This is a genomic window from Ilumatobacteraceae bacterium, from assembly GCA_033344875.1.
Taxonomy (GTDB): Bacteria; Actinomycetota; Acidimicrobiia; order Acidimicrobiales; family Ilumatobacteraceae; genus Ilumatobacter.
In genome coordinates, this window is the sequence record JAWPMO010000001.1 from 3,030,797 (window position 1) to 3,056,053 (window position 25,257).

29 protein-coding genes are annotated in these 25,257 nt (G+C 67.9%); 12 read left to right on the forward strand and 17 right to left on the reverse strand.

Annotated elements, in window-relative coordinates:
* Positions 1-4 precede the first annotated feature (4 nt).
* Together R8G01_14335 and R8G01_14340 are read right to left on the reverse strand one after the other, a co-directional pair.
* Positions 5-1,234: an aminotransferase class III-fold pyridoxal phosphate-dependent enzyme gene (locus R8G01_14335; GenBank protein ID MDW3215175.1), complete on the reverse strand. Its 1,230-nt coding sequence runs from the start codon at positions 1,232-1,234 to the stop codon at positions 5-7.
* A 47-nt stretch (positions 1,235-1,281) separates the two neighbouring features.
* The gene (locus tag R8G01_14340; GenBank protein MDW3215176.1) at positions 1,282-2,487 is read right to left on the reverse strand and encodes an FAD-dependent oxidoreductase; all 1,206 of its coding nucleotides are present in this window, start codon (positions 2,485-2,487) and stop codon (positions 1,282-1,284) included.
* A gap of 39 nt (positions 2,488-2,526) precedes the next feature.
* On the opposite strand from R8G01_14340, the gene R8G01_14345 reads away from it, so the two are divergent.
* Both R8G01_14345 and R8G01_14350 read left to right on the forward strand, forming a co-directional pair.
* Positions 2,527-2,955: a PaaI family thioesterase gene (locus R8G01_14345; GenBank protein ID MDW3215177.1), complete on the forward strand. Its 429-nt coding sequence runs from the start codon at positions 2,527-2,529 to the stop codon at positions 2,953-2,955.
* Complete coding sequence (locus R8G01_14350) at positions 2,952-3,377, forward strand: VOC family protein (protein ID MDW3215178.1); 426 nt, start codon at positions 2,952-2,954, stop codon at positions 3,375-3,377. Before R8G01_14345 ends, R8G01_14350 begins: the two co-directional genes overlap by 4 nt.
* Positions 3,378-3,402: 25 nt before the next feature.
* Here the strand turns inward: R8G01_14350 and R8G01_14355 are convergent, their stop codons facing one another.
* Positions 3,403-4,023: an alpha-ketoglutarate-dependent dioxygenase AlkB gene (locus R8G01_14355; protein MDW3215179.1), complete on the reverse strand. Its 621-nt coding sequence runs from the start codon at positions 4,021-4,023 to the stop codon at positions 3,403-3,405.
* Between the two features lie 56 nt (positions 4,024-4,079).
* Here R8G01_14355 and R8G01_14360 point away from each other — a divergent pair, with 56 nt between their 5' ends.
* The 6 genes from R8G01_14360 to R8G01_14385 all read left to right on the forward strand — a co-directional run bounded on the left by R8G01_14360 (position 4,080) and on the right by R8G01_14385 (position 10,257).
* Positions 4,080-4,880, forward strand: a complete 801-nt coding sequence (locus tag R8G01_14360) for an RNA methyltransferase (GenBank protein MDW3215180.1) — start codon at positions 4,080-4,082, stop codon at positions 4,878-4,880.
* 10 nt (positions 4,881-4,890) lie between these two features.
* Complete coding sequence (locus R8G01_14365) at positions 4,891-5,523, forward strand: class I SAM-dependent methyltransferase (protein ID MDW3215181.1); 633 nt, start codon at positions 4,891-4,893, stop codon at positions 5,521-5,523.
* 27 nt (positions 5,524-5,550) lie between these two features.
* On the forward strand, positions 5,551-6,120 hold the full coding sequence (locus tag R8G01_14370; GenBank protein ID MDW3215182.1) for a peroxidase-related enzyme: 570 nt from the start codon (positions 5,551-5,553) through the stop codon (positions 6,118-6,120).
* A gap of 53 nt (positions 6,121-6,173) precedes the next feature.
* Positions 6,174-6,983: a cupredoxin domain-containing protein gene (locus R8G01_14375; GenBank protein MDW3215183.1), complete on the forward strand. Its 810-nt coding sequence runs from the start codon at positions 6,174-6,176 to the stop codon at positions 6,981-6,983.
* 111 nt (positions 6,984-7,094) lie between these two features.
* The gene (locus tag R8G01_14380; GenBank protein MDW3215184.1) at positions 7,095-7,904 is read left to right on the forward strand and encodes an LppX_LprAFG lipoprotein; all 810 of its coding nucleotides are present in this window, start codon (positions 7,095-7,097) and stop codon (positions 7,902-7,904) included.
* Positions 7,897-10,257: an MFS transporter gene (locus R8G01_14385; GenBank protein ID MDW3215185.1), complete on the forward strand. Its 2,361-nt coding sequence runs from the start codon at positions 7,897-7,899 to the stop codon at positions 10,255-10,257. Before R8G01_14380 ends, R8G01_14385 begins: the two co-directional genes overlap by 8 nt.
* Before the next feature lie 114 nt (positions 10,258-10,371).
* On the opposite strand, the gene R8G01_14390 is transcribed toward R8G01_14385, so the two are convergent.
* Complete coding sequence (locus R8G01_14390; protein MDW3215186.1) at positions 10,372-10,536, reverse strand: hypothetical protein; 165 nt, start codon at positions 10,534-10,536, stop codon at positions 10,372-10,374.
* A gap of 123 nt (positions 10,537-10,659) precedes the next feature.
* Here R8G01_14390 and R8G01_14395 point away from each other — a divergent pair, with 123 nt between their 5' ends.
* Positions 10,660-11,118, forward strand: coding sequence for an Lrp/AsnC family transcriptional regulator (locus tag R8G01_14395; GenBank protein MDW3215187.1), 459 nt, complete (start codon positions 10,660-10,662; stop codon positions 11,116-11,118).
* An 80-nt stretch (positions 11,119-11,198) separates the two neighbouring features.
* Here the strand turns inward: R8G01_14395 and R8G01_14400 are convergent, their stop codons facing one another.
* From R8G01_14400 to R8G01_14420, 5 genes are read right to left on the reverse strand one after another with little or no spacing between them, the layout of a single operon-like run.
* A complete protein-coding gene (locus R8G01_14400; protein MDW3215188.1) occupies positions 11,199-12,443 on the reverse strand; it encodes an ABC transporter substrate-binding protein in 1,245 nt (414 codons plus the stop codon).
* On the reverse strand, positions 12,440-13,225 hold the full coding sequence (locus tag R8G01_14405; protein MDW3215189.1) for an ABC transporter permease: 786 nt from the start codon (positions 13,223-13,225) through the stop codon (positions 12,440-12,442). The genes R8G01_14400 and R8G01_14405 overlap by 4 nt, the downstream gene beginning before the upstream one ends.
* Positions 13,222-14,016 (reverse strand): ABC transporter ATP-binding protein, encoded by a 795-nt coding sequence (locus R8G01_14410; GenBank protein ID MDW3215190.1) that lies wholly within the window; start codon positions 14,014-14,016, stop codon positions 13,222-13,224. Before R8G01_14410 ends, R8G01_14405 begins: the two co-directional genes overlap by 4 nt.
* Before the next feature lie 28 nt (positions 14,017-14,044).
* The gene (locus tag R8G01_14415) at positions 14,045-14,917 is read right to left on the reverse strand and encodes an ABC transporter permease subunit (GenBank protein MDW3215191.1); all 873 of its coding nucleotides are present in this window, start codon (positions 14,915-14,917) and stop codon (positions 14,045-14,047) included.
* A gap of 9 nt (positions 14,918-14,926) precedes the next feature.
* Positions 14,927-15,958, reverse strand: coding sequence for a TIGR03842 family LLM class F420-dependent oxidoreductase (locus tag R8G01_14420; protein ID MDW3215192.1), 1,032 nt, complete (start codon positions 15,956-15,958; stop codon positions 14,927-14,929).
* A 218-nt stretch (positions 15,959-16,176) separates the two neighbouring features.
* Between R8G01_14420 and R8G01_14425 the strand changes: the two genes are divergently transcribed.
* Positions 16,177-16,497, forward strand: coding sequence for a multidrug efflux SMR transporter (locus R8G01_14425; GenBank protein MDW3215193.1), 321 nt, complete (start codon positions 16,177-16,179; stop codon positions 16,495-16,497).
* A gap of 20 nt (positions 16,498-16,517) precedes the next feature.
* On the opposite strand, the gene R8G01_14430 is transcribed toward R8G01_14425, so the two are convergent.
* The 4 genes from R8G01_14430 to R8G01_14445 all read right to left on the reverse strand — a co-directional run bounded on the left by R8G01_14430 (position 16,518) and on the right by R8G01_14445 (position 21,340).
* Positions 16,518-18,002, reverse strand: coding sequence for a CoA-acylating methylmalonate-semialdehyde dehydrogenase (locus R8G01_14430; protein ID MDW3215194.1), 1,485 nt, complete (start codon positions 18,000-18,002; stop codon positions 16,518-16,520).
* Positions 18,003-18,214: 212 nt separating this feature from the next.
* The gene (locus R8G01_14435) at positions 18,215-18,847 is read right to left on the reverse strand and encodes a hypothetical protein (GenBank protein ID MDW3215195.1); all 633 of its coding nucleotides are present in this window, start codon (positions 18,845-18,847) and stop codon (positions 18,215-18,217) included.
* 174 nt (positions 18,848-19,021) lie between these two features.
* Positions 19,022-20,437 (reverse strand): dihydropyrimidinase, encoded by a 1,416-nt coding sequence (gene hydA, locus R8G01_14440; GenBank protein ID MDW3215196.1) that lies wholly within the window; start codon positions 20,435-20,437, stop codon positions 19,022-19,024.
* Positions 20,438-20,497: 60 nt separating this feature from the next.
* Complete coding sequence (locus tag R8G01_14445; protein ID MDW3215197.1) at positions 20,498-21,340, reverse strand: nitrilase-related carbon-nitrogen hydrolase; 843 nt, start codon at positions 21,338-21,340, stop codon at positions 20,498-20,500.
* Positions 21,341-21,445: 105 nt separating this feature from the next.
* On the opposite strand from R8G01_14445, the gene R8G01_14450 reads away from it, so the two are divergent.
* On the forward strand, positions 21,446-22,237 hold the full coding sequence (locus R8G01_14450; GenBank protein ID MDW3215198.1) for a patatin-like phospholipase family protein: 792 nt from the start codon (positions 21,446-21,448) through the stop codon (positions 22,235-22,237).
* Positions 22,238-22,247: 10 nt separating this feature from the next.
* On the opposite strand, the gene R8G01_14455 is transcribed toward R8G01_14450, so the two are convergent.
* The 3 genes from R8G01_14455 to R8G01_14465 all read right to left on the reverse strand — a co-directional run bounded on the left by R8G01_14455 (position 22,248) and on the right by R8G01_14465 (position 24,020).
* On the reverse strand, positions 22,248-22,748 hold the full coding sequence (locus R8G01_14455) for a DoxX family protein (protein ID MDW3215199.1): 501 nt from the start codon (positions 22,746-22,748) through the stop codon (positions 22,248-22,250).
* A 2-nt stretch (positions 22,749-22,750) separates the two neighbouring features.
* Positions 22,751-23,230 carry an SRPBCC family protein gene (locus tag R8G01_14460; GenBank protein MDW3215200.1) on the reverse strand — a complete coding sequence of 160 codons (480 nt, stop codon included), beginning with the start codon at positions 23,228-23,230 and terminating at the stop codon, positions 22,751-22,753.
* Positions 23,231-23,294: 64 nt separating this feature from the next.
* Entirely contained in the window at positions 23,295-24,020 is a 726-nt protein-coding gene (locus R8G01_14465) for a hypothetical protein (protein ID MDW3215201.1), read from the reverse strand.
* Between the two features lie 62 nt (positions 24,021-24,082).
* Here R8G01_14465 and yaaA point away from each other — a divergent pair, with 62 nt between their 5' ends.
* Positions 24,083-24,865 (forward strand): peroxide stress protein YaaA, encoded by a 783-nt coding sequence (gene yaaA / locus R8G01_14470; GenBank protein MDW3215202.1) that lies wholly within the window; start codon positions 24,083-24,085, stop codon positions 24,863-24,865.
* Positions 24,866-24,940: 75 nt separating this feature from the next.
* Here the strand turns inward: yaaA and R8G01_14475 are convergent, their stop codons facing one another.
* Positions 24,941-25,138, reverse strand: a complete 198-nt coding sequence (locus tag R8G01_14475; protein ID MDW3215203.1) for a hypothetical protein — start codon at positions 25,136-25,138, stop codon at positions 24,941-24,943.
* Between the last annotated feature and the right edge of the window lie 119 nt (positions 25,139-25,257).

Consider the following 25,257-nt stretch of genomic DNA (forward strand, 5'->3'; position numbering starts at 1 on the left):
CGCGTCAGACGGTGGCCTTCAGCGCGTTGGAGAACGCGCCGACCGCCTCGTCGATCTCGGCAGCGGTCACGACCAGCGGTGGCATCCAGCGCACGATGTTGCCGTCGGTGCCGGCGCTCATCAGGATCACTCGACCTTCACGACGGCAGTGCTCGAGCACCGCCGGCACGACGGAGGCGTCTTCGAAGCTCGAACCCACCATCAGGCCGGGTCCGCGCACCTGACGTAGGATCGGGTAGTGCTCCTTGAGCTCGCTGAGCGCGTCGCGCAGCTGGGTGCCGCGGGTGCGGACGTTGTCGAGGAAGCCGGGTTCGCTCATGACCTCGATCGTGGCGAGCGCGGCCGCACAACCGATCGGGTTGCCGCCGTACGTGCCGCCGTGGCTGCCCGTCGGCCACTGGTCGTCGAGTTCGCGTCGGGTGCCCAGCGCCGCGAACGGGAACCCGCTCGCGATGCCCTTGGCCATGCAGACGATGTCGGGCTCGATGTCGAACTGGTCGACGGCGAACCAGTTGCCGGTACGACCGAAGCCGCTCTGCACCTCGTCGGCGATGAACATGATGCCGTGCTCGCGGCACCGCTCGACGATGCCCTCGATGAAGGCCCGGGGAGCGGGGACGTACCCACCCTCGCCGAGTACCGGTTCGAGGATGACCGCCGCGGTCTCACCCGGTGCGGTCTGCTGCTGGAGGAGCCGGTCGAATCCACGCAGCGACGCGTTGATGGTCGCCTCCTGATCGGAGGCGAGCGGATCCGGGAACGGTGCCACGAACACCCCACCGGGCAGCGGTGCGTGTCCGGCGCGGTAGACGGTCTTCGACGTGGTCATCGCCATCGACAGATGGGTGCGTCCGTGGAACGAGCCCTGGAAGACGACCACGTTCGGTCGCTTGGTCACCTGCTTCGCGAGCTTGACCGCGGCCTCGGTGATCTCCGCGCCCGAGTTCGCGAAGAAGAACGTGTCGATGCCGGCCGGGGTGATCTCGTCGAGCTTCGATGCCAGCGGTTCGAGCAGATCGTGGGTGAACACGTTGGCCTGCGCATGCAGGAAGCGCTCGGCCTGGGCCGCGATCGCAGCGGTGACCTTGGGGTGGCAGTGGCCGGTCGAGTTCACGGCGATGCCCGCCGCGAAATCGAGGTACTCGTGACCGTCCACCGTGGTGACCCGACACCCCCGTCCCGAGGCGACCTCGAGGTCGGTGACCTTGAACCACACGTTCGACAAGTGCGACATTCCTGCAGCCTACGACGCGCGAGCGGACCCCGAACGCGCCCGGCAGCTCAGGGCGCTGCGGTGGCGATCTCGACCGCTTCGGCGAAGTCGATGCGGTCGAGCAGGTGTTTGCGGAACGGCATCACCGCTCGCGGCATGTTGAGGCCCAGGACACCTCGGAGGCGTCCCGCTCGGCCGTACAGGGCGGCGAACTGACGGTCGTCGACCGAACCGGCGACGACCACCACGTCGTCGTCGGGAGCGGCGCGTCCGAGGAACTGGATGCGACGGTCGTACTGCTCGCTCCAGAAGAACGGCACCGGTGCGTAGTCGGCCCGGGGCTGCCCGGCCGCCTCGGAGATCAGGTTGGTCGCCGCGTGTGCACCCTGTTCGGCAGCGTTGGTCCAGTGTTCGATGCGCATCTCCTCGTCGAACAGCGGGTTGTGCCATCGCACGACGTCACCGGCGCCGTACACGAGCGGGTGGCCGGCGTTGAGATCGGCGCCACACACGAGCCCGTCACGAATCTGCAGCCCGGACCCCTCGAGCCACCCGGTGGAGGGAGCGACACCGATCCCGACGACGACGACGTCGGCCGGTTCGTGCCAGCCGCCGTCGATCAGCACCGCACCGCTCGCGAGATCCTCGACCTGCACGCCACACCTGATCTCGACATCGTGGTCGGCGTGCACGGCCGCCACCGCCGTGCCCATCTCGGGGCCGAGTGCGCGCATCAGCGGCGCCGGGCCGCCCTCGAGCACGACGACGTCGTTGCCGAGTTGTCTCGCGGTCGCGGCCACCTCGAGACCGATGAAGCCCGCACCGATCACGACGACACGACGACCGCCGGGCGCCAGTCGCTCCCGGAGGTCGAGTGCGTCGTCGAGCCCTCGCAACACCGTGGCGTGCGCGTGTGCCTCCTGCCCGGGGAGCCGCCGGGCATTGGCGCCGGTCGCGACGATCAAGCCGTCGAACGTGACCTCGTCGCCGTCGGCCAGGGACACGACGTTGCGGTCGAGGTCGAGCCCGGTCGCGGCATCGCCGCGGCGCCACGTGACGTCGAGCGTTCCCATGTCGTCGGGCTTGCGGAGCACGATGCGATCGGGCTCCCACTCGCCGGCGAGGAGCCGTTTGGACAGCGGCGGTCGGTCGTACGGCAGGTGAGACTCGTCACCGATCAACGTGACGTTGCCGTCGAACCCGCCGGTACGGAGCGTTTCGACAGCTCGCAGCCCTGCGAGCGACGCCCCCACCACCACGACGTTGCGGATCATGGTTCGATGGTTAGCACGTCGTCTCCGTAGCGTGGCGACATGACCAGCAAGTTGGACATCGCGGAGATCAACGCGATGATCGTCGATCAGTTCCCCGGCACCGGTAACCGATGCATCGAACTCGGTGCCGATTACGCCGTCGCGGCGTACGACGTCACGCCGTCCGACATCCGTCCCGGCGGTTTCGTGTCGGGCCCGACACAGTTCGGGTTGGCCGACTGTGCGCTGTGGTTCCTCGCCTTCGTCGGCCTCGATCGGATCGAGCCGATGGCCCTCACGTCCGAGCTCTCGATCCGGTTCCTGCGGCCGGCGGTCGGCGAGCGCATCATCGGCCGTGCCGACCTCGAAACGGTCAGCCGCCGCAGCGTCGTCGGCACGGTGCACATCTGGGTCGACGGCACGCCCCACAAGATCACCGCCGTGGCGCAGGGCACCTACGCCGTGCCGCTGCCGCGGAGCTCGTCGTGACCTCGACGCCGCGACCGCGCTTCCATCTCGCGTTCCCGGTGCACGACCTCGCGGCCGCCCGCCACTTCTACGGCGATGTGCTCGGGTGTGCCGAGGGCCGGTCCGACGACCACTGGGTCGACTTCGACCTGTACGGCCACCAGATCGTGGCCCACCTGTCGGAACGGGCGGGCGAACGCATCGTCAACCCGGTCGACGGCGACGACGTCCCGGTCCCGCACTTCGGGTTGCTGCTCGAACCCGGGGCGTGGCGCACGCTCGCCGATCGGCTACGGGCGGCGGATGTCGAGTTCGTCATCGAGCCGCACACCCGGTTCGTCGGCGAGCCGGGTGAACAGTCGACGATGTTCGTGCTCGACCCGAGCGGCAACGCACTCGAGTTCAAGGCCTTCGAGCACGACGACCAGGTGTTCGCCCGCTGACGGGGCGGCGCCTGGCACCGACGCGTCAGACCGATCGAAAGGTGATGCTGAGTCGGGCGCCGCTCGTGGCGCGCATCTTCGGCACGGTGTGCTCCCATTCGTGCTGACACGCGCCGCCCATCACGAACAGGTCGCCGTGACCGAGCGGCCAGGCGAGCGACGCGCCACCACCGCGTGGTCGCAGCTTGAGCGGTCGAGCCGCGCCGACGCTCAGGATCGCGATGACCGGGTTGGTGACGACGTGCCGGTGACGGTCGCCGTGCCAGGCAACCGAGTCGGTGCCGTCGCGGTAGAGGTTGAAGCCGATCGAGTCGAACGGTTCGCCGTAGCGGTCGGCGAGCAGCAGCCGGATCTCGCGCAGGATCGGCATCGGTTCCGGCTGTCCGCTGGCGACGCTCCACCACGCCGACAGCCGGGGTTCGTCGACGATCTGGTCGTACATGCGGATGCCGGTGCGCTGCCGGAACGGCAGCCCGGCGGTGAGTTCGTCGAACAGTTGGTCGGAGCCGGTCAACCAGCCCGGGACGTGATCGACCCAGGTGCGACCGTCGAGATCGAGCCGCGTCAGTTCACGGAACGACGGGTCGTACTCTGGATCGAGCGACCCGAACAGCGATCGCTGCCCGATGATCGGCGAAGGGAACACGTGTTCGATTGTCGCGTACGGCGGCACGGATCACAAGTCACTGGCACACTGGTCGGATGGCCGAGCGGATCGACGACGCGACCGATCCCCGGCTCGTCGACTACCGCGAGCTCCGCGACATCTCGGCTCGCCGGGTCATCGAGGGCGACGAGTTCTTCATCGCCGAAGGACCGGTGGCGATCGAGCGGCTGATCGCGTCGGGGCACCGGATCCGGTCGGTCGTCGTGTCCGAACGCAAGCACGAACGGCTCCGTCATCTCCTCGACCCGCTCGATGCGCCCACGTTCGTCGTCGACCGTGACGTCCTGCACGACATCGTCGGTTTCGACCTGCATCGGGGCGCGATCGCCGCGGCCGACCGACGCCCGCTCCCGGCCCTGTCCGACCTTGCCGACCGGTGTGACCGGCTGGCGGTCCTCGAAGGGTTGAACGATCCCGAGAACCTGGGTGCGATCGCCCGCTCGGCGCGCGCGTTCGGCATCGACGGGCTGGTCCTCGACCCGACCTGCATCGACCCCTACACCCGCCGGACCGTCCGGGTCAGCATGGGCGAGATCCTCTTCCTGCCGTGCTGTCGGGTCGACGCCGGCGATTGGCCCGACGTGCTGCCGACGCTGCACCGGGCGGCGTTCGAGTCGTGGGCGCTGACGCCTGCGTCGGGCAGCGTCGACATCTGGGGCCTCCGGCCGCCAGAGCGGCTCGCGCTCGTCCTCGGCGCCGAGGGGCCGGGGATCACCGAGCGCACGATGGCGACCGCGACACACCGGGTCCGACTGCCGATCGACCACGACGTCGACTCCCTCAACGTCGGTGCTGCCGCCGCCGTCGCGTTCGCCGTCGCGGCGAGACCTCGATGAGGATGGGCCGATGATCACGCACCTCCCCGATCATCCGGATGCGACCGAACCCGAACCGTTCGCGGGGCCGAGCCATCCGATGCGGAAACTGACCCGGTCGATCGCGCTCGGCGAGCCGTGGACCGACGACGATGCCCGCCGCGTGGCGGCGATCTTCGACGGCCTGGCGCCCGAGTGGACCGAGCGGCAGGTCGACCCGGTCAAGGCCGCGGTCGTCGGTGACGCCCTCGACCGTGGCACACCGCCGCTCGACGGCCGTTGGCTCGAGCTGGGTTCCGGCACGGGCGCCGGCACGCGGCTCCTCCACCAGCGCGGGGTCGAGCAGGTCTCGGTCGATCTCTCCGCCGGCATGCTCGCCCACGCACCCGACGGACTCGCGCCGAAGGTGCGCGCTGACTCGTCGGCGCTCCCCTTCCCGGCCGACTCGTTCGACGCGATCCTGATGATCAACATGATCCTGTTCCCCGGTGAGGTCGATCGGGTGCTCCGCCCCGACGGTTCGATCGTCTGGGTCAACACCAAGGGCGACCAGACGCCGATCCACCTGCCGCCGGCGGACGTCGAACGCGCACTCCCGGGTAGCTGGCACGGCGTCACAGCTCGAGCGGGTACCGGCCTGTGGGCGGTGCTCCGTCGGGCGTGACCCCGGCGGGTGCGCGATGCTCGTGCGATGACCGAACGTGCGATCTCCCGCTTCGACGTCCCCGAGCTCGACGATCTGCCCGACGACATCCGCGAGCAGATCCTGGCCGTCCAGGAGAAGTCGGGGTTCGTCCCCAACGTGTTCCTCGCGTTCGCCCGCCGTCCGGCGGAGTTCCGGGCGTTCTTCGCGTTCCACGACGCATTGATGGACAGCAACGAGGGGCTCTCGAAAGCCGAACGGGAACTGATCGTGGTCGCCACGTCGGCCGCCAACGGCTGCCTGTACTGCGTGGTCGCGCACGGTGCGATCCTGCGGATACGCACCAAGAACCCATTGCTCGCCGACCAGGTCGCGACCAACCCGGCCAAGGCGGATCTGAGCGAACGCGAGCGGCACATCGTCGACTTCGCGCTCAAGGTCGCGACCGACTCGGCGAACGTCGGCGACGCCGATCTCGCAGCGATGCGGGCACTCGGATTCACCGACGACGAGATCTGGGACATCGGCGCGATCACGGCCCTGTTCGCGCTCTCGAACCGGTACGCCAACTTCACCGGCATGCGACCGAACGACGAGTTCTACGGGATGGCTCGCTGAGACTTCTCGACATCGGCGCGAACCGGATCGGCTTCGGCTCCGAACTGTTGGACGTGAACACCTTCCGAAGCTCTGCCCGAACTGCGATGACACTCGGCGCCGGCCTCGCGCTCACGCTCGCCGCATGTGGCGGCGGTGACGACGCCGCCGAGCCCGAGGATCCCGGGGCGACCACGAGCGTGGCCGACGGCGCGGACGACGTGCCGACGCAGCCGGCGACCATCACGGCCGAAGCGCAGGAAGGTGACGGCACGACCGTCGTCGTGGCCGGCGTCGATCTCCCGGCACCGGGCTTCATCGCGGTCCATGCGGACGGAGGCGGTTCTCCCGGTCCCGTCATCGGTGTGAGCGAACTGCTGCCCGAGGGCAGCAGCAGCGACGTCACGATCGCGCTCGACGAGCCGCTGGCGGCCGACGCGGTGGTCTATCCGATGGCGCACATCGACACGAACGCCAACGGCGTCTACGAGTTCGGGAGCGTCGACGGGGTCGACGGTCCGGCGGTGACCGCCGACGGCGACGTCGCCGTCGTCGCCGCGAACGTGGGGGTCGCCTCCTCCGATCCTGCGGACTCCGCGGACCCTGCCGACTCGGCCGATGCCTCCGACAGCGCGTCGGGGAACACGATCACGATCTCCGACTTCTCGTTCGACGGCGTCACCGAGGTGGCGGTCGGCACGACGGTCGTCGTGACCAACACCGATGCCGCTCCGCACACGTGGACGGCCGAGGACGGAACGTTCGACTCCGGCGCCCTGAGTCAGGACGAATCGTTCGAGTTCACGTTCACCGAACCGGGCGAGTTCGCATACTTCTGCAACTTCCACCCCTCGATGACGGGCACGATCGTCGTCACCGGCTGACCAGCAGTCGCTCGGCGGGGCCGGAGGCGGAATAGGTTTCGTCGGGGTCCGGTTGAGGAACTGTTACGCCTGATACCGGTTCGAACCGGGGGTGTGGCAGGAGGAACGTCCATGACCGACCAACGACGCACCGATCGTGCGTCACTGTTCGCCACCGGAGCCGTCGCAGTTGCGACACTCGCCCTGATCACCACCTTCGTGGTGGTCGTGCGGTCCGGCTCCGGCTCGGCGAGCCGTGCAGACGACGAGACGACCGAGGTCGTCGACCTCGACGACGGTGCCGTCGCCGACCCCGCCGTCGACCCGCGCGCGCTGATGCAGCGTTCCGCGACGGCGATGTCGGAGGTGACCAGCGTCGAGTTCCGACTCCAACGCTCCGGCGCTCCCGTCTTCATCGATCAGTTCGAAGAGATCGCGCTCGACGGACTGCGTGGCCAGTTCACGGTGCCGACCAAGGCGCAGGCCGAACTCACGGTGACCGTCAGCGGCAACCTGCCGACCAAGATCGGCGCCGTCGCGATCGACACCGAGGTCTGGATCTCCAACCCGGTCACCGGCGATTTCGAGACCCTTCCGGCCGGCTACGACATCGACCCCTCGCGCTTCTTCGATCCGGAAGACGGCTGGCAGCCGCTGATCGCCAACCTGCGCGACGTCGAACTCGTCGGCATCGACGACCGAGGCGGTGACCGCTACCGCGTGCGCGGGGTCGCCGACGCCGCCGACGTTCGCAACATCACCGTCGACCTCGTGCGCGATCAGGACGTGCCGGTCGACTTCTGGATCCACCCCACCACGGCGCTCGTGACCGCCGCCGAGTTCACCACGCAGATCGACGGCGCCGATGCCCGGTGGGAACTCGAACTCGCCGAGTACGGCGACAGCTTCACGATCGAACCGCCGGAGAACGTGCGTGACTGACACCACCGAGATCTCGATCGACTCCGGCCGACGCCGCCCCTCCCCGGGAGCGATCCTCGCGGTCGTCGGCTTCAGCGTCTTCGTCGCGGCCGACGACCTCACGGTCGTGTCGACGATGCTGCGACCGATCATCGGCGATCTCGGCCTCGTGCTGCCCGACGGGCTCGACGACGCGGCGTGGATCGTCAACGCGTACCTGATCGCGTTCGTCGCGATCATGCCGATCGCCGGTCGCATCAGCGACGTGCTCGGCCGACGACGGACCTTCGTCGGCGCGTACCTCCTGTTCCTCGTCGGCACGATCCTGATCCCGCTGTCGGTCGAGTTCGACTCGGCGTTCGGATGGTTCCTGACCGGTCGGGTGATGACGGCGATCGGCGGTGGGGCCATGGTGCCCGTCGCGCTCGCTGTCGTCGGCGACGTCTACCCGGAGGGAAAGCGTGCCCGTGCCCTCGGCACGCTCGGTGCGATCGAGACGATGGGCTGGGTCTGGGGTCCGCTGTACGGCGCCATGCTCGTCCGCTTCCTCTCGTGGCAGTGGCAGTTCTGGCTGAACATCCCGTTCGCGATCGCCGGCCTGGCCGCGTCGTGGTGGGCGCTCGAGGGTCACGACCGCCCCGAGCATCGGCAACGGATCGACTGGCTCGGTGCCGTCCTCCTGACGGTCACGTTGGTCAGCCTCAACGTCGCGCTCCTGGGATCGGCCGAGATCCAGAGCGTGAACGGCCTCTCCGAACTGACGGGTGAGGGCACCGACTGGCGGTTCCTCTACCTCGTCGCACTGGGTGCCGGGGTGGCGTTCGTGTGGCAGCAGCGGCGGAGCGACCACCCGCTGTTCGACCGACGCCTCTTCCGCGGCCGCAACCTCCTGATCGCGCTGTTCGTGAACTTCGTCGTCGGTGCTGCGCTCGTGATCGCGATGGTCGACGTGCCGTTGTTCATCAACTCCGTCGAGCTCGATCTCGAGCGCTCGGCGGTGGTCGCCGGATCGATCCTGTCGGCGCTGACCGCGGCGATGGCGGTCATGTCGTACGTCGGGGGCCGCGCGACCGAACGATGGTGGTACCGACCTCCGGTGCTCGCCGGCCTCGCCATGTCGACCGGCGCCTACGCGTGGATGGGTGCCACCTGGACGTCCGACACGTCGTACCCGGTGTTCGCGATCCAGCTCGCACTGCTCGGTGGCGGTTTCGGCCTCACGGTCGCTCCGACCACCAGCGCCGTCGTCGACGCCGCGCCGTCCGATCAGCGTGGCGCCGCAGCTTCGGTCGTGATGGTCGTCCGGTTGATGGGCTTCAGCGTCGGACTGTCGGCGCTGACGGCATGGGGCCTCGCCCGCTTCAACGACCTGCGATCGACGATCGACCTCCCCAGCATCACCGACCCCGGCTTCGAGGCCGCCGTCACCGAAGCCCAAGAGACCTTGACCGCGCAGGCCATCGCCGAGACGTTCACCGCCGCTGCGGTCGTCATCGGCGCCGGCCTGCTCGCGACCGCCGCCATGAAGCGGCGAAACGGAGACACGAACATGGATACCGAACGCACCCCCGACGAGGTCGACGCACCGATCGAATCGCACGACGATGCGCCGATCGATTCGCACGACGTGGCCGAGCCGGTTCCGATCGGCGAGGCGGAGCCGGTGTCGTCGGCGACCCGGTCCGAGATCGACGCGCTCGCGACCCGCATGAACGTGCTGATCGGGCTGCTCGCCGTGCTGCTGGTCGGTGCGTTCGTCGTGATCGCCCTGATGATGTCGCGCGTCGCGGACGCACAGGACGACGCCGCCGCCGCCCGGTCCGCGCTGGAGTCGACCGAGCAGGACCTCGCGACCACCCAGGCCGACCTCGAACGGGTCGAAGCGGGCGCCGCGCTGTACGCGTCACAGATCACCGGCTTCCAGGAGCAGCTCGTCGCTCTCGAACCGCAGGTGTCCGCCGGCGTCGAGGAAGCGATCGCCGGGCTGCGCGAATTCGGCGACTCGACCATCGCGTTCGACGTGGAGATCGACGAGGTGATCCCGGTCAAGACCGACATCCTCCTCGACCGTGTGGTCCAGGTGCCGATCAAGACGACGATCCCGATCAACGAGTCGTTCGACACCACGATCACGATCGACACACCGTTCGGTGGGATCCCGCTCGACGTGAACGTGCCCGTCGACGTCGACGTGCCGGTCGACCTCGTGGTCGACATCCCGATCAACGAGACCGTCGAACTCGACGAGGAGTTCCCGGTGCAGCTCGACGTGCCGATCGCGATCGAGGTGCGCGACACCGAACTCGCGAGTCTGACCGACTCGCTCGCAGCCGGCCTCGAAGCCCTCCAGGACGTCCTCACCGGCCTCGGCTGACACGGCGCGATCGGTCCCTGAACGCGCAAACGCACCCGGGACCGCCGAGCGGCGCGACCGGGTGCGTGGGTGTCGGTGACTCGGCGCCATCCACGGTGGCACCGGGTTGGTGGATCAGCGCAGGCTGGACTGCAGCGACGACTGCATGTTCGACCGAGCGGACTCGAGCGACTTGCGGGCGGCACCGAGGTCGGCGAAGGTGCCGGACGAGCGGGCGTCTTCCCGCCGGCGCCACGCCGACAGGAGGTGCTGGAAAGCGTGGTTCTGGAGAGCGTTCATGTCCACAACGCTATGACCGACGCCGCATCCGGCCAATTTCGGAACCATCGTTGTTCTGTTTGAATTCCGTCAATTGCCTTGGATTTCATTGTCATTTGCCTGATCACATGCGAAAGTCACTGCATGTCAGCAATCGACCTGGATGACATCAACATCGAGCTGCTCGATCTGCTGCAACTCGACGGTCGCATGTCGTACCGCGAACTCGGTGAACGGGTCGGTCTGAGCGCCCCGGCGGTGACCGAACGGGTTCGCCGACTCGAGGAGCTCGGCGTCATCAAGGGGTACCGGGCGGTCGTCGACTACGAGCAGCTCGGCTTCCCGTTGCTGTGCGTGATCCGTCTCAACGCCCGCCCGGGTGTCGACGACGTGATCGAGGCCATGCCCGAGGTCATCGAGTCCAACCGCGTCACCGGCTCCGAGTCGCACGTCGTCCGCCTCCGGGCCCGGAGCACCGGTCACCTCGAGGCGTTGCTGCAGCACCTGTGGGAGTACGGCGACTCGACCACCAACATCGTCACGAGTTCGCCGGTGCCGCGCCGACCGATGCATCTCCGACGAGCGCTGTCGGCCCGGACCTGAACCGACCTGGGACGCGAAACCGCCGGGCCGGTTGCCCGGCCCGACGGCATCGATGTTGGTGTTGGTGACCGACCCGAGGGTCAGTTGCCGCCCTCGTTCAAGGTGACCTCGATCGCCGTGAAACCGGAACCGGTCGTGTCGTCACCGGTCTGGATGTGGGTCCACGCCTCCTCGACGATCTCGTTGGTGTACGCACCCTCGGTCGGCGGCGCGGTGAGCACCGTGGCGCCTTCGAGGTTCGGCGTGCCCTGGGCGATCTCGACCGTGCGATCCCAGGCGGCCGGGTCGATGTAGCCGATGCCGTTCTCGGACGGCCAGATCAGCTTGTTGACCTCGTTGGTCTGCCACAGCTGGTGGCTGGCACCGAGCGTCGGGCCGGCGGCGAGCACGATGTCGGCGCACTCCTGCACGTTGTCGCGGCAGTACATCCAACCCTCCATCGAGGCGGCGACGAACGACACGGCGAGCGACCGATAGTCCTCGTCGTTGGCGAGCTTGTCGGCATCGGCCCAGATCGCGTCCTGGAGCATGCCCACGCCGACGTCTTCGTAGCTGATCACGTTGAAGTCGTCTGGCGTGTAGAGCTCACCGGTGTCGGGGTTGATCGCTTCGAGGACCTGGGCGTACTCGTTGTACGTCATGGCCTCGGCGGCGTCGATGTCGCCTTCGAGCAGCGCGACCATGTCGAAGTTCTGGCCGACCAACTCGACGTCGGAGGCCGGGTCGAGACCCTCGGCGCCGAGTGCGGCGAAGACCTCGTACTCGTTGCCGAAACCCCAGTTGCCGATCTTCTTGCCGGCGAAGTCGGCGGGCGACGTGATGCCGGCGTCGGCGAACGACACCTGCAGGGTGCCGGAGCGCTGGAAGATCTGGGCGATGTTCACGATGTTCGCCCCGGCTTCACGGCTGGCCAGCGCCTTCGGCACCCACGCGAGCGCGAAGTCGACGTCACCGTTGGCGAGCTGCGTCTGCGGCACGATGTCGAGACCGCCTTCGACGATCGTGACGTCGAGGCAATGGTTCTCGTAGAAGCCCTGGTCGACGGCGGCGTAGTAGCCGGCGAACTGAGCCTGCGTGAACCACTGGAGCTGCAGGCTCGCCTCGCGCGGCGTCTCGCACTCCATCGCCATGTCGTCGCTCATGTCATCGGACATGTCGTCGCTCATGTCGTCGCTCATGTCGTCGGAGGTGTCCTCCGCCGGCGGGTCGGTGGCCGCTGGTGTGGCGTCGTCGTCGTCACCCCCGCAGGCGGTCGCGACGAGGGCCAGCGCCGCGAGTGCGCCGACCGCCCTGGTGATCGTTCGAGTGTTCCTTCGTGTGTTCATGCTGTTGCTCCCCCGGGGACGGATCCCCGTCTGTGTGTGGTGATGGCCTCCAAGGCGATGGAGACGAGATAGAACGCCAGGCCGAGCAGGCACGCACCGATCACGTATGCCCAGGCAACGGCCGTCTTGGAGTTCGCGAAGTTGGACGGGATGAAGTAGCCGAGACCGTTCTGGCGGCCGCCGAAGTATTCCGAGACGAAGGCGGTGATCACGGCGGTCGGCGCCGCGATCTTGAGGGCCGTGAACAGGTACGGCAGCGCATTCGGGATACGCGTCTTCAGGAGGATCATGGTCGGCGAGGCAGCATACGACCGCATCAACTCCAAGTGCGTCGCGTGCACCTGGCGCAGTCCCTTGGCGACGTTGGTCAACACGATGAAGAACACGATCAACGTCACCATCAGGCGGCGCGGGATCTCACTCGTGCTCGCGTACATGTTCTGGAACACGGCGACCAGGACGACGATCGGGATCGCGTTGAGCGCCACTGCGAGCGGCGACACGAGTTCGTTGAGCAGGTTGAACCGCATCAGCAGGAAGCTGGCAGCGACGCCCAACAGCGTGCCGGCGACCAACCCGACCAGGGCGTTGGACCCCGACACGAACGCGGCGCTGCGGATCAACCCCGGGTTGTCGACGAACGCATCCCAGATCGCCGATGGTGCCGGCAGGAAGTACGGCTTCAGGTCGAACCCCTTCACGGTCGCTTCCCACGCGACGACGAAGAGCACGCCGAACATCGCCGGCGGCACGACGGTGACGAGCAGGCGACGAACACTCATCGGTCGTCGACCCCGCCCCGTACCGCCTCGCCGCTGCGCAACGCCTCGCGCACTGCCGTGATCGACGAGTAGAAGTGGTCGTCCTCGCGGGTGTCCTCGTCGCGGCTCGGGCCCAGCCCGATGTCGACGATGTCGGTGATGCGACCGGGCCGCGGCGACATCACGACGACCCGATCCGACAGATAGACGGCCTCGGGAATCGAGTGCGTCACGAACACGACCGTCGTCTTGGTCGCCGCACAGATGCGGAGCAACTCCGCCTGCATGTGTTCACGGGTCATCTCGTCGAGCGCGCCGAACGGTTCGTCCATCAGCAGCAACTGCGGATGGGCGGCGAGCGCCCGAGCGATCGCGATCCGTTGCTGCATACCCCCCGAGAGTTGCCACGGCATGTGTCGGGAGAATTCCGGGAGCTTGACGAGTTCGAGCATCTCGTGTGCGCGCGCCCGGCGTTTCGCCTTGTCCCAGCCCTTCAACTCGAGCGGCAGCTCGATGTTCTTCTCGACCGACCGCCACTCGAACAGACCGGACTGCTGGAACGCCATGCCGTAGTCCTGGTCGAGTCGCGCCTGTGCCGCCGACTTGCCGTTGACCAACACGTCGCCGACCGTCGGCTCGATGAGGTTGGCGATCAGCCGCAACAGCGTCGACTTGCCGCAACCGGACGGGCCGATCAGCGACACGAACTCACCCGGCTCGACCGTCAGCGTGACGTCGACGAGCGCGTCGACCTGATTCGCCTGCCCCTCGTTGAACGCCTTCGACACGCTGTTGACGACGACACCACTCATGCACGTTCCTCCATGGGTACGAACTCCATCACGACGCTTCCTCACGGGGTCGGTTCCGCATCACCAGGATCTCGACGGCGACGACCGCCCCGAACAGGACCATGCCGAGCGCCGCGGCTCCGAACACGGCCGAGTACAACTTCTCCGGGTCGCCCGTCGACGCCTGCAGGTACGACAGCACCGCCCGGCCGATGCCGCCGCGGATGCCGGTGGAGATCTCCGAGACGATCACGCCGACCACCGACAGCGTCGCCGCCAACTTGAGCGCCGGCACCATGTGCGGCACCGCGGCGGGGAAGCGGAGCTTCAGCGTGGTGCGCCACCAGCCGGCGGCGTAGCTGTCCATCAGTTCGAGCGCTGCGGACGGCGCCGACTGCAGACCGCGCAGCGTGCCGACCGCGACCGGGAAGAACGCCAGGAACGCCGCCAGCAGGCAGACCGAGGCCCACCGCGGCCACTCCCACCCGAACAGGTCGAGGCGACCGCTCCAGCTCACCACCTGTGGGGCGAGGGCGATCAGCGGCACGGTCTGCGACATGATCACCCACGGGAGCAGGCCCCGCTCGACGATCCGGAACCGGGCCATCAGCACCGCGAGGAACACACCGATCACGCCGCCGAGCACGAGCCCGACGAACGCCAACCGGAACGTGTACCAGGAGTAGCCGAGCACCGTCCGCCAGATCGGTTCGGTGCCGGCGCTGGTTTCTGGCTCGGTCAGACGAGTGACGATGTCCCAGGTGTGCGGCATCGCACGGTTGGACGCCTTGGGGATGACCCGCACGCCGAAGACCGATCCCCCGTCGTCGGGTCCGACGACCTTGTACAGCTCCCAGAGGGAGGCGACCAGGAACAGGGCGACGCAGAACAGTGCGGCTCGGCGCGCAGCTCGTCGGATCACGGACGAAGACTACGACTTGGCGAGCGTGTGCTCGTCGAGCTGCGGGATGATGTGCTCGCCGTACTCGAGCAGCGTGTGGTCCTTGCCGTCGTGCTGGAGGTAGATCGCGAACTGATCGACACCGAGATCACGGAGCTCTTCGAGACGACGCAGGTGCTCGTCGGGCGGGCCGAGGATGCAGAAGCGGTCGACGATCTCGTCGGGCACGAAGTCGGCGTGCGTGTTGCCGGCCTGGCCGTGCTGGTTGTAGTCGTAGCCCTCGCGGCCCTTGATGTAGTCGGTCAGCGCCTGCGGGATACCGTCGGCCCGGTCGCCGTAGCGGGCCACCATGTCGGCCACGTGGTTGCCGACCATGCCGCCGAACCAGCGGACCTGGTCGCGCATGTACGCCATCGACGCATCGTCGGCGTTGCCCACGTACGCCGGCGCGGCGACCACGATCGTCAGGGCGTCGGGGTCGCGACCGGCGTCGGACGCCGCGGTCCGCACGCTCTCGATGGTCCAGGCGGCGATCTGCGGGTCGGCGAGTTGGAGCACGAACCCGTCGCACGTCTCACCGATCGTCTTCAACGCCTTCGGCCCGTAGCCGGCGCCGAGCACCTCGAGACGCGACTTCGCCGCCCAGGGCAGCGTGATCGTCGAACCGTTGTACTCGACGCTGCGGCCGTTGGCCAGCTCGCGGATCACGTGGATCGACTCGGCCATCGTGGCGAGCGTCGTCGGCTTCCCGTTGGTGACCCGAACCGCCGAGTCGCCACGCCCCATCGAGCAGATCGTGCGGTTGCCGTACATCTCGTTGAGCGTGGCGTAGGTGCTCGCCGTGACCGTCCAGTCGCGAGTGGCCGGATTGGTGACCATCGGGCCGACGATCACGTTGCGGGTCTCGGCCAGGATCTGGCTGTAGATGACGTACGGCTCCTCCCACAGGATGTGGGAGTCGAAGGTCCAGACGTGCGAGAAACCGAGCGACTCCGCCCGTTTCGCCAACTCCACCACCCGCAACGCAGGAGGGGTCGTTTGGAGCACGATGCCGACGTCCATGCCGAGACACTACCGATGCGTTTGACAGGACGTAAAGGTCCCGGGTCGTCGTCACAGGCTGTTCACACGCCGAGCGACACCGGCCGGGGCGCACGGGGCGGCCGGGGCGCACGGGGCGGCCGGACCGGACGCTGGCTAGCCTGGGCAGCGAGTCACCACGACTCACCGACGAGGGGCGCACCGTACCGGCCGGACAAGACGGGCGCAGGAGATCATCGATGAACTGGCTCATCCTCGCCGTCGCCGGACTGTTCGAAGTCGCCTGGGCGTCGCTGCTCCCGGAGACGAAGGGATTCACCCGTCCGGGTCCGACCGCGGGCTTCTTCGTCACCCTGGGCATCAGCATGTACCTGCTGAGCGTGGCGACGCGCACGATCCCGATCGGCACGGGGTACGCCGTCTGGGTCGGCATCGGCGCCGTCGGCGCATTCGTCGTGTCAACCGTGTTCCGACAGCAGCCGACGAGTGCCGCCCAAGTCGTCGCGATCGGCGCGCTGATCACCGCGATCGTCGCGGTCAAGCTGACCGCGACGCACTGAGGCAACGCGCCGAACGCGGGTCAGCGGGTCTCGGGGAAGCCGAGGTCGACCGAGCTGGATGCGGGATCGGGCCAACGACTCGTGACCACCTTGCCGCGGGTGTAGAAGTTGATGCCCTCCGGGCCGTACATGTGGGTGTCGCCGAACAGGCTCGCCTTCCAGCCGCCGAAGCTGTAATAGCTGACCGGCACCGGGATCGGGACGTTGATGCCGACCATGCCGACCTCGATCTCGAACTGGAACTCGCGAGCGGCACCGCCGTCGCGGGTGAAGATCGCCGTGCCGTTGGCGAACGGGCTGGCGTTGATCATCTCGACGCCCTCCTCGTAGCCGCTGACCCGTGTCACCGACAGCACCGGCCCGAAGATCTCGTCGTCGTAGCACTTCATGCCGGGCGTGACGTTGTCGATCAGTGTGGGGTTGACGAAGTAGCCGCCGTCATTCGACTCGGGCCGACCGTCGACGACGATCGTCGCGCCTTCGGCGGGCGCGTTCTCGATGTAGCCCGTCACCCGGTCGCGCGACTCGGCGGTGATCAGCGGGCCCATCTCGCTGTCGGGTTCCATGCCGTTGCCGACCTTGACCTGCGGGATCCGCTCGGCGATCTTGGCGACGAGGTCGTCGGCGATCGCATCGGCCGCGAGCACGACGCTGATCGCCATGCAGCGTTCGCCGGCCGAACCGTACGCCGCGCCGATCGCGGCGTCGGCCGCCATGTCGAGGTCGGCATCGGCCAACACGAGCATGTGGTTCTTGGCGCCGCCGAGGGCCTGGACGCGCTTGCCGTTGCGCGTGCCGGTCTCGTAGATGTACTTCGCGATCGGGGTCGAGCCGACGAAGCTCACGGCCGCGACATCGTCGTGTTCGAGGAGGCGATCGACCGCGACCTTGTCACCCTGCACGATGTTGAAGCAGCCATCGGGCAGGCCGGCCTGCTTCAACAGGTCAGCGATGAACATCGTCACCGACGGATCCTTCTCGCTCGGCTTGAGCACGAACGTGTTGCCGCACGCGAGCGCGTTGGCGAACATCCACATCGGGACCATCGCCGGGAAGTTGAACGGCGTGATGCCGGCCACCACACCGAGCGGCTGACGGATCGAGTACACGTCGACCCCCGTCGACGCCTGCTCGGAGAAGCCGCCCTTGAGCAGGTGCGGCACGCCGCACGCGAACTCGATGTTCTCGAGGCCGCGAGCGACCTCGCCCAACGAGTCGGAGAGCACCTTGCCGTGCTCGGCGGTGAGCAGCGACGCGATCTCCTTGCGGTTCGCGTCGACGAGTTCACGCATGCGGAACAGGATCTCGGCCCGCTTCGACAGGCTCGTCGCCCTCCAGCCGGGCGCCGCGGCCTTGGCCGCCGCGACCGCAGCGTCGACCTCGTCGACCGACGCGAGCGCGACCACGCCCGACTGCTCGCCGAGAGCAGGGTTGTAGACCGGTGCCGTACGTCCCGACGTGGATGCGACGACCTTGCCGTCGATCCAATGCTGAATTTCGTTCATGCTGTTCCCCTTCGAGTCGGAGCCATGGATTGGAGCGCTCTACCCCTGACGCTCACTGTACGCCGGACCGAGTCCGACCGTCAGCCTGCGCGAGCCATCCAAGCAGATGCACCCAGCCGTGTCGACGGGCGACGCCGCCCGGACGCGGAACGTCCCGGCCGGCGGACCGACCGGGACGTTCCGGGTATCAGGCGCTGATGGTGTCCGGAGACTCAGTTCGGGACACCGCCGCACAGCACGGGGGCCGTCAGCTCGAGCGGGGCACCGGCCACGATCGACGACTCCATCGATGCGAACGCGTCGTCGTCGTTGATGGCGTACTCGCCGTTGCCGTCGAAGTCGATACCGTGCACCACGACCTGGGCCGTGCCGGCGATCTCACCGAGCGTCATCGTGTCGTCCTCGGCGAGCGGGGTGTCGGCCGGGAACATGGCCGAGTACGAGATCGTGCCGTCGGCGTCGGCGATCTGGGTGTCGAGTCCCAGCTGGATGCCGCCGTAGACCGGGGCACCGTCCAGGACCGTCACCACGTCGTCGGCCGTCCCTGATGGACAGTCGCTGGGCGCGTCGCCCAGGACGTCGTGGAGATGCATCAGGTGCGGGAGGTTCGGTGCCAGGCCCGATGCCTCGACCTGCACCTTGACCTTGCCGTTCGGCAGCGTCGTGATCTTGGTCCATCCGGTGGCCTGGGAGTTGGGGATGCTCGCATCCTGCACCGGATTCAGATCGTACGTGTACTTCGCGACCTTCGAGCTGGGCACGCCGTCGTGAGCGGCGAGTGCGGTGCCGCCGACGCCGAGGCCGGCGACGAGGGCCGCGGTGGCGGCGATCATGGTCTTCTTCATCAGTGGTCCTTTCGTGTCGGCGGGTCGAACCCCGAGGTCGGAGTTCTTCGCTGTCGGTTCCGCCGATCACCACTGGTTCGGAACACGAGAGGAACTGGATGGGAAATCGTCAAGATTTCTTCTGGTGACCCGATCGACCCTCGTCAGATCGGGCCGCGCTCGGCCGGATCGGGCTCAGTGCAGGTAGTTGCTGAGGCCGCGCTTGACGTACTGACCGTGGCCGACCTTGCCGGTGAACGTGTCGTTCTCCATCACGACCATGCCGCGGCTCATCACGGTGTCGACCTTGCCGTCGATCTCGAAACCCTCCCAGGCCGAGTGGTCCATGTTCATGTGGTGCTTGTCGTTGATGCCGAGCTTGGTGTGCCCGTTCGGGTCCCATACGAGGATGTCGGCGTCGAGGCCCGGCGCGATCGCGCCCTTCTTGTCGAGGCCGAACATGCGCGCCGGTGTGGTGCAGCAGGTCTCGACCCACCGCTCGAGCGTGATCTCTCCGGTGACGACGCCCTGATACAGCAGCTCCATCCGGTGTTCGACCGAGCCGATGCCGTTGGGGATCGCCGAGAAGTTGCCGAGGCCGAGCTCTTTCTGGTCCTTCATGCAGAACGGGCAGTGGTCGGTCGAGACGACCGCCAGCTCGTTCATCCGGAGACCCTTCCAGAGGTCGCTCTGGTGGTGCTCGTGCTTGGTGCGCAGCGGCGTGGAGCACACCCACTTGGCACCCTCGAAACCGGGCTGCATCAACTGGTCTTCGAGCGACAGGTACAGGTACTGCGGGCAGGTCTCGGCGAACACGTTGAGGCCGGCGTGCTGCGCGGCGGCGACCTCTTCGAGCGCCTCGCTGGCCGACATGTGCACGATGTAGAGCGGCACGTTGCCGGCGACCTTCGAGAGTTCGATCGCCCGGTGCGTGGCTTCGGCCTCGAGCTCGACCGGCCGGGTGAGCGAGTGGTACATCGGATCGGTTTGGCCCTTGGCCAGCGCCTGCGCGACCAGCACGTCGATCGCGATGCCGTTCTCGGCGTGCATCATGATCATCGCCCCGGACTCGCCGGCGTTCTGCATCGCCCGCAGGATCTGTCCGTCGTCGGAGTAGAACACGCCCGGGTAGGCCATGAACAGCTTGAAGCTGGTGATGCCCTCGTGGTCGACGAGGTACGTCATCGCCTTGAGCGACTGCTCGTCGACACCGCCGATGATCTGGTGGAACGCGTAGTCGATCGCACAGTTGCCGGCGGCCTTCTCGTGCCAGGTGGCGAGGCCCTCCTGCACGTCGTTGCCGGCGGTCTGCACGGCGAAGTCGACGATCGTGGTGATGCCACCCCACGCGGCGGCGATCGTGCCGGTCTCGAACGTGTCGGACGCGGCGGTGCCGCCGAACGGCAGCTCCATGTGCGTGTGGGCGTCGATGCCGCCGGGGACGACGTACTTGCCCGTGGCGTCGATCGTGCGGTCGGCGGTGATGCCGAGTCCTGCGGCCTGACCGGGGGCCAGGACACCGACGATCGTCTCGCCGTCGATCAGGACGTCGCCGGCCTGACGACCGGTGGCGGACACGATCGTGCCGTTCTGGATGAGTGTGCGTGCCATGTGGCCCTCACTTTCGGTAGGAGCGGACGGATCACGAGTTGTGCCTGGCACAACTCGTGATCAGCGGGCGGTGATCTCGTCGTAGGCGTCGGGGCGGCGGTCGCGGTAGAACTGCCAGCCGTCGCGGACCTCGCGGATCAGGCCGAGGTCGAGGTCGCGCACGATCAACTCCGGGTTGTGGGGGTCACCCTTGTCGCCGACGTACTGACCGCGGGGGTTCACGAAGTAGCTCTGCCCGTAGAAGTCGTTCTCGCCGAGCGGCTCGATGCCGACCCGATTGATCGCACCGACGTAGTACATGTTGGCGCAGGCGGCGGCCGGCTGCTCGATGCTCCAGAGGTACTCGGACAACCCTCGGTGCGTCGCCGACGGGTTGAACACGATCTCGGCGCCGTTGAGACCGAGGCAGCGCCACCCCTCGGGGAAGTGCCGGTCGTAGCAGATGTACACACCGACCTTGCCGACCGCGGTGTCGAAGACCGGGTACCCGTCGGTGCCGGGGGTGAAATAGAACTTCTCCCAGAAGCCCTTCACCTGCGGGATGTGCTGCTTGCGGTACTTGCCGAGGTACGTACCGTCGGCGTCGATCACCGCCGCGGTGTTGAAGTAGAGCCCGGCCTGCACGATCTCGTACATCGGCAGCACCATCACCATGCCGAGCTCCTTGGCGAGGCTCTGGAACCGCTTCGTGGTCGGCCCGTTCGGGATCTCCTCGGTGTAGTCGTAGTACTGCGCGTCCTGCACCTGACAGAAGTACGGCCCGTAGAACAGCTCCTGGAAGCACATGACCTGAGCACCCTGGGCAGCGGCAGCACGAGCCTGCTCCTCGTGCTTGTCGATCATGGACTCCTTGTCGCCGGTCCAGTCGGTTTGCAGCAGTGCTGCCTTCACGATGTTCGCCATGCCCCGGACAGTATCGCCGCGTTGACGAACCGTAAAGGGATGCCGGCCCCATTCATGGAGCGTTCACGGCGGGTCGGAGGGCGCGCCCGTCCGTAGCCTGGGGTGGTGCCCGAGCCCACGACGCGTCCACCCCTCGCGGTCTGCTTCGGCGGTGGCGGTGCCTTCGGGTTCGGGTTCGACATGGGCGTCGCCGACGGACTGCGCGAGCGCGGGTTCGACCTGCGGCAGCCCGCGTTGCTCGGCACGTCGGCCGGCTCCCACACCGCCGCCGCGATCGACAGCGGACTCACGTTCGACGACGTCGCGACGCTCTGGGCCCGCTACATCGACGGCGCGTCGAACCATCGCCGGTCGAGCGGCATCGACCTGGCCGGGCCGATCTACGGCGAGCGCGGCGGGACCGCCGTCGGTGCCGTCGCGGTGCGCTTACTGACATTGCGTCGACACGTGCTGTCGTCCGACGACCACCCGCTCGCCGACATCGTCGCCGCGAGCTCGTCGGTGCCGTTGCTCGTGCGGCCCCATCGGATCGACGGCAAGCGCTACATCGACGGCGGGGCGGTCAGCATTGCATCGATCGACCTCGCACCGGCCGCCGATCTGCTGCTCGCGATCACGCCGTTCGCGGTGAAGAGCCTCGGCATCGGCGGGCGGATCGGCGCCCTGCAGGCCCGGCGCGAGATCCGCTCGTGGACGAAACAGCACGGAGGTTCGGTGCTCCAGGTGGTCCCGTCGCCGTCGATGACCGCGCTCGGCGGGCGACGGCTGCGCGACCTCGGCGACATGCGGATCGGGCGGGCCGTGTACCCGGAAGCGGTCGAGCTCGGTCGCCACGTCGGCGACATCATCCACCGTGATCACCCGAGCGTCGCCGCTCGCGCGAGCGCGCCGACCTGATCGGCAGGCGTCAGTCGGCGGATTCTGGCGGCCGGTAGAACACGGCGAGCAGTCCGACGGCGGCAGCGAGGCCGCCTCCCGCCGCGATCAGGAGACCGACGTAGCCGTCGAGGTCGTCGTCGATCCCGAGGGCATGGTCGATCGACCATTCGCCGGGGCCGAGCATCGCGACCGTGACCGCGACGACGGCGAGCACCATGACGTACTCCCACCCCTGTTTGATGATGAAGAACCCCTTGTCGCGGTGATCGGTCCAGCCGGCGACCGTCATCAGCCCGACGAAACCGAGGCCGGCGAACGTGGTGAGCAGACCGGCTGCGAGGCACAGTCCGGCCGCGATCTCGCCGAATGCGGCGAAGCGAGCGTGCAACCAACCCGGTCGCATACCCATGCCGTCGAACCACCGGGCGACGCCGTCGAGGCCGCCGCGGATCTTCTGCAGGCCGTGCAGCGCGAGCGTCACGCCGACGACGACACGCACGAGCAGCAGCGCGAGATTCGCCTCGTCCATGGTCAGCCCCGCGCCTCGGCTCGGACGCGCAGCTGCTCGAGCGCAGTCGCGAGCTGCTGGGCGGGCTGTTTCCAGATCAGGCGCATCAGCCAACCGAATCCCGGTCGCCCGGCGAGGCCCTGGCGATACGTCACCCGGGTGCCGCTGTCGATCGGCTCGAGCCGCACCGACTCCGCCAGGGCGTGGAGGATCGGCAGCTTGCTGTCGGTCACCGCGAACGCGAAGTGTCGGTCGACGTCCCAGGCCGTGAAGACCTCGTCGATCGGTCGCTTCCTGACGAAGATCCGGCGTCCACCGCCCACACCGGTCGGAGCGCCGAGCAGCTCCACCCGCTCGATGGGTGCGAACCATTCGGGCCACGATTCGTGATCGGCGATCTGCGCCCACACGTCGGACGGCGGGGCCGAGATGTCGATCGTCTCGGTCACCGTGATCGGTGCGCCGTCGATCCACTCGGGCGGCTGCAGTTCGTGTGTCGCCATGGCGTCCCAACCTAGATGGCGCACCCGTCCGCTGCCACGATCGGCGTCCGACCGGTCCCGCTGCTCAGCGCGCCGGCGGGAGGGCGGCGACCGTGAACTCGGCGCGGACGACACTGGCGTCGCGTCCGACGTGCACGGGGTCGAAGAACCAGTCGGGGTGCACTTCGCTGAGCGTGTACCAGTCGATCAGGTGCAGGTCGGGGTCGGACGCCGCCCGTTCGGCGACCACCGCGTTGAAGGTGGCGGTCGCGGCGACGAAGTCGAAACTCGTCCTCGGATCACGGTGGTAGTTCACGTTGACCCACCACACCGACGCTCCCGGTGTGACTGCACCGAGCATCTCGTCGATCATCTCGCCCGCGGCGGTGCGGTCACCGCCGCCGTACACGAGATCGTTGGAGCCGAGCGCGACCATCCAGCAGTCGGCCTCCCCGAACGAGGCCCGCACCGACCTGGCCGCCTTCACGCCGCTGTACGGCGCCCGAACCCGCTCGGGGATCCTGCGGCTGGGCTGCGCATCGACCACGTGGTCGTAGCCGGCCGATCGCAGCTCGGACCGGAGCCACGGCACGGAGTTGTCGGTGAGCGAGTCGCCGATCACGACGACCCGTGCGCAACCGGGAGGTGGGGCGAGGGTGTCGGTGGATCGGAAGGCAGCACCCCGAGTGGGCGGCTCCGACACGTCGGCCGCCTCGTGGATGCCCGCCGAGAGCGCGAGCACGGCGGCGCCGCCCGTCAACGCGACGACGCACGCGACCACGATGGCGCGAAGGTCGGCGCGGATCGTCACGTTCGGATCGTACGCGAGTGCCGGTCACGCAGAGTCTTCGGCAAACCGGTAGAACTGATGGGGTGCTGATCGTCGTCTCGCCCGCCAAAGCCCTCGACTTCGAATCGCCCCTCGCGACCAAGAAGTACACCGTCCCCACGATGATGGACGAGGCACGACAACTGGTGTCGATCATGTCGCGGCAGACGCCCGACGATCTGTCGGCGCTGATGTCCATCTCGCCGGCGCTGGCCGAACTCAACTTCGAACGCTTCCAGGAGTGGGAGCCGCCCACCACGCCGAACCCGGCCCGACCGGCGGTCCTCGCGTTCAACGGCGACACCTACATCGGCCTGGACGCCCCCAACTCGTTCGACGAGCGCGATTTCACGCAGGCTCAGAAGGTGCTCCGGATCCTGTCGGGTCTGCACGGCGTGCTGCGGCCACTCGACCTGATCCAGCCGTACCGCCTGGAGATGGGCTCCAAGGTGCAGCACGGACGTGGCGGCGATCTGTACAGCTTCTGGGGCGACAAGGTCACCGACCAGCTCAACCGTGATCTCGCGAAGAGCCCCGGTACCCCGGCGCTCGTGAACCTGGCGTCCAACGAGTACTTCGGCGCCGTCCAGCCCGATCGGGTCGACGGGCGTGTGGTCACCCCGAAGTTCCTCGACGCACAGGGCGGCGGCGACTACAAGGTGATCAGCTTCTTCGCCAAACGGGCCCGTGGCGCGATGGCCGGGTGGATCGTGCGCGAGCGCATCACCACGATCTCGGCGCTCACCGACTTCTCGAGCGACGGCTACGAGTTCGCGCCCGAGCAGTCGACACCCGACGCTCCGGTGTTCACCCGCCGCACCGACTGACGCCCGACGCGACGAGGCCACCCGACGAATCGTCGGATGGCCTCGCTGCCGATCAGAAATGTGGTGACGTCGACGTCAGCCGTCGTCGTCGGTTTCTCCATCGGTTTCGCTGTCGATCTCTTCCTCGATGTTCTCGGCACCGTCGTCGATCTGATCGTCGACGCCGTCGACGGGGTTGTCGATGTCGTCGTCGTTGCCGTCGTCATCGCTGCACGCCGTGGCGCCCAGCGAGAGTCCGACGACCGCGAGGCCGGCGAGCATGGGGCGGATCATGGTTCGCTGTGTTGTCATGAGCGGGCGCGTACCCCCGGCACCACCCCGGTAAACCGCGCCCCGGTCATCGGGGGTCATCGCAGGCGGTCGCGTCGCACGCGGCGCGACTCGCACGCATC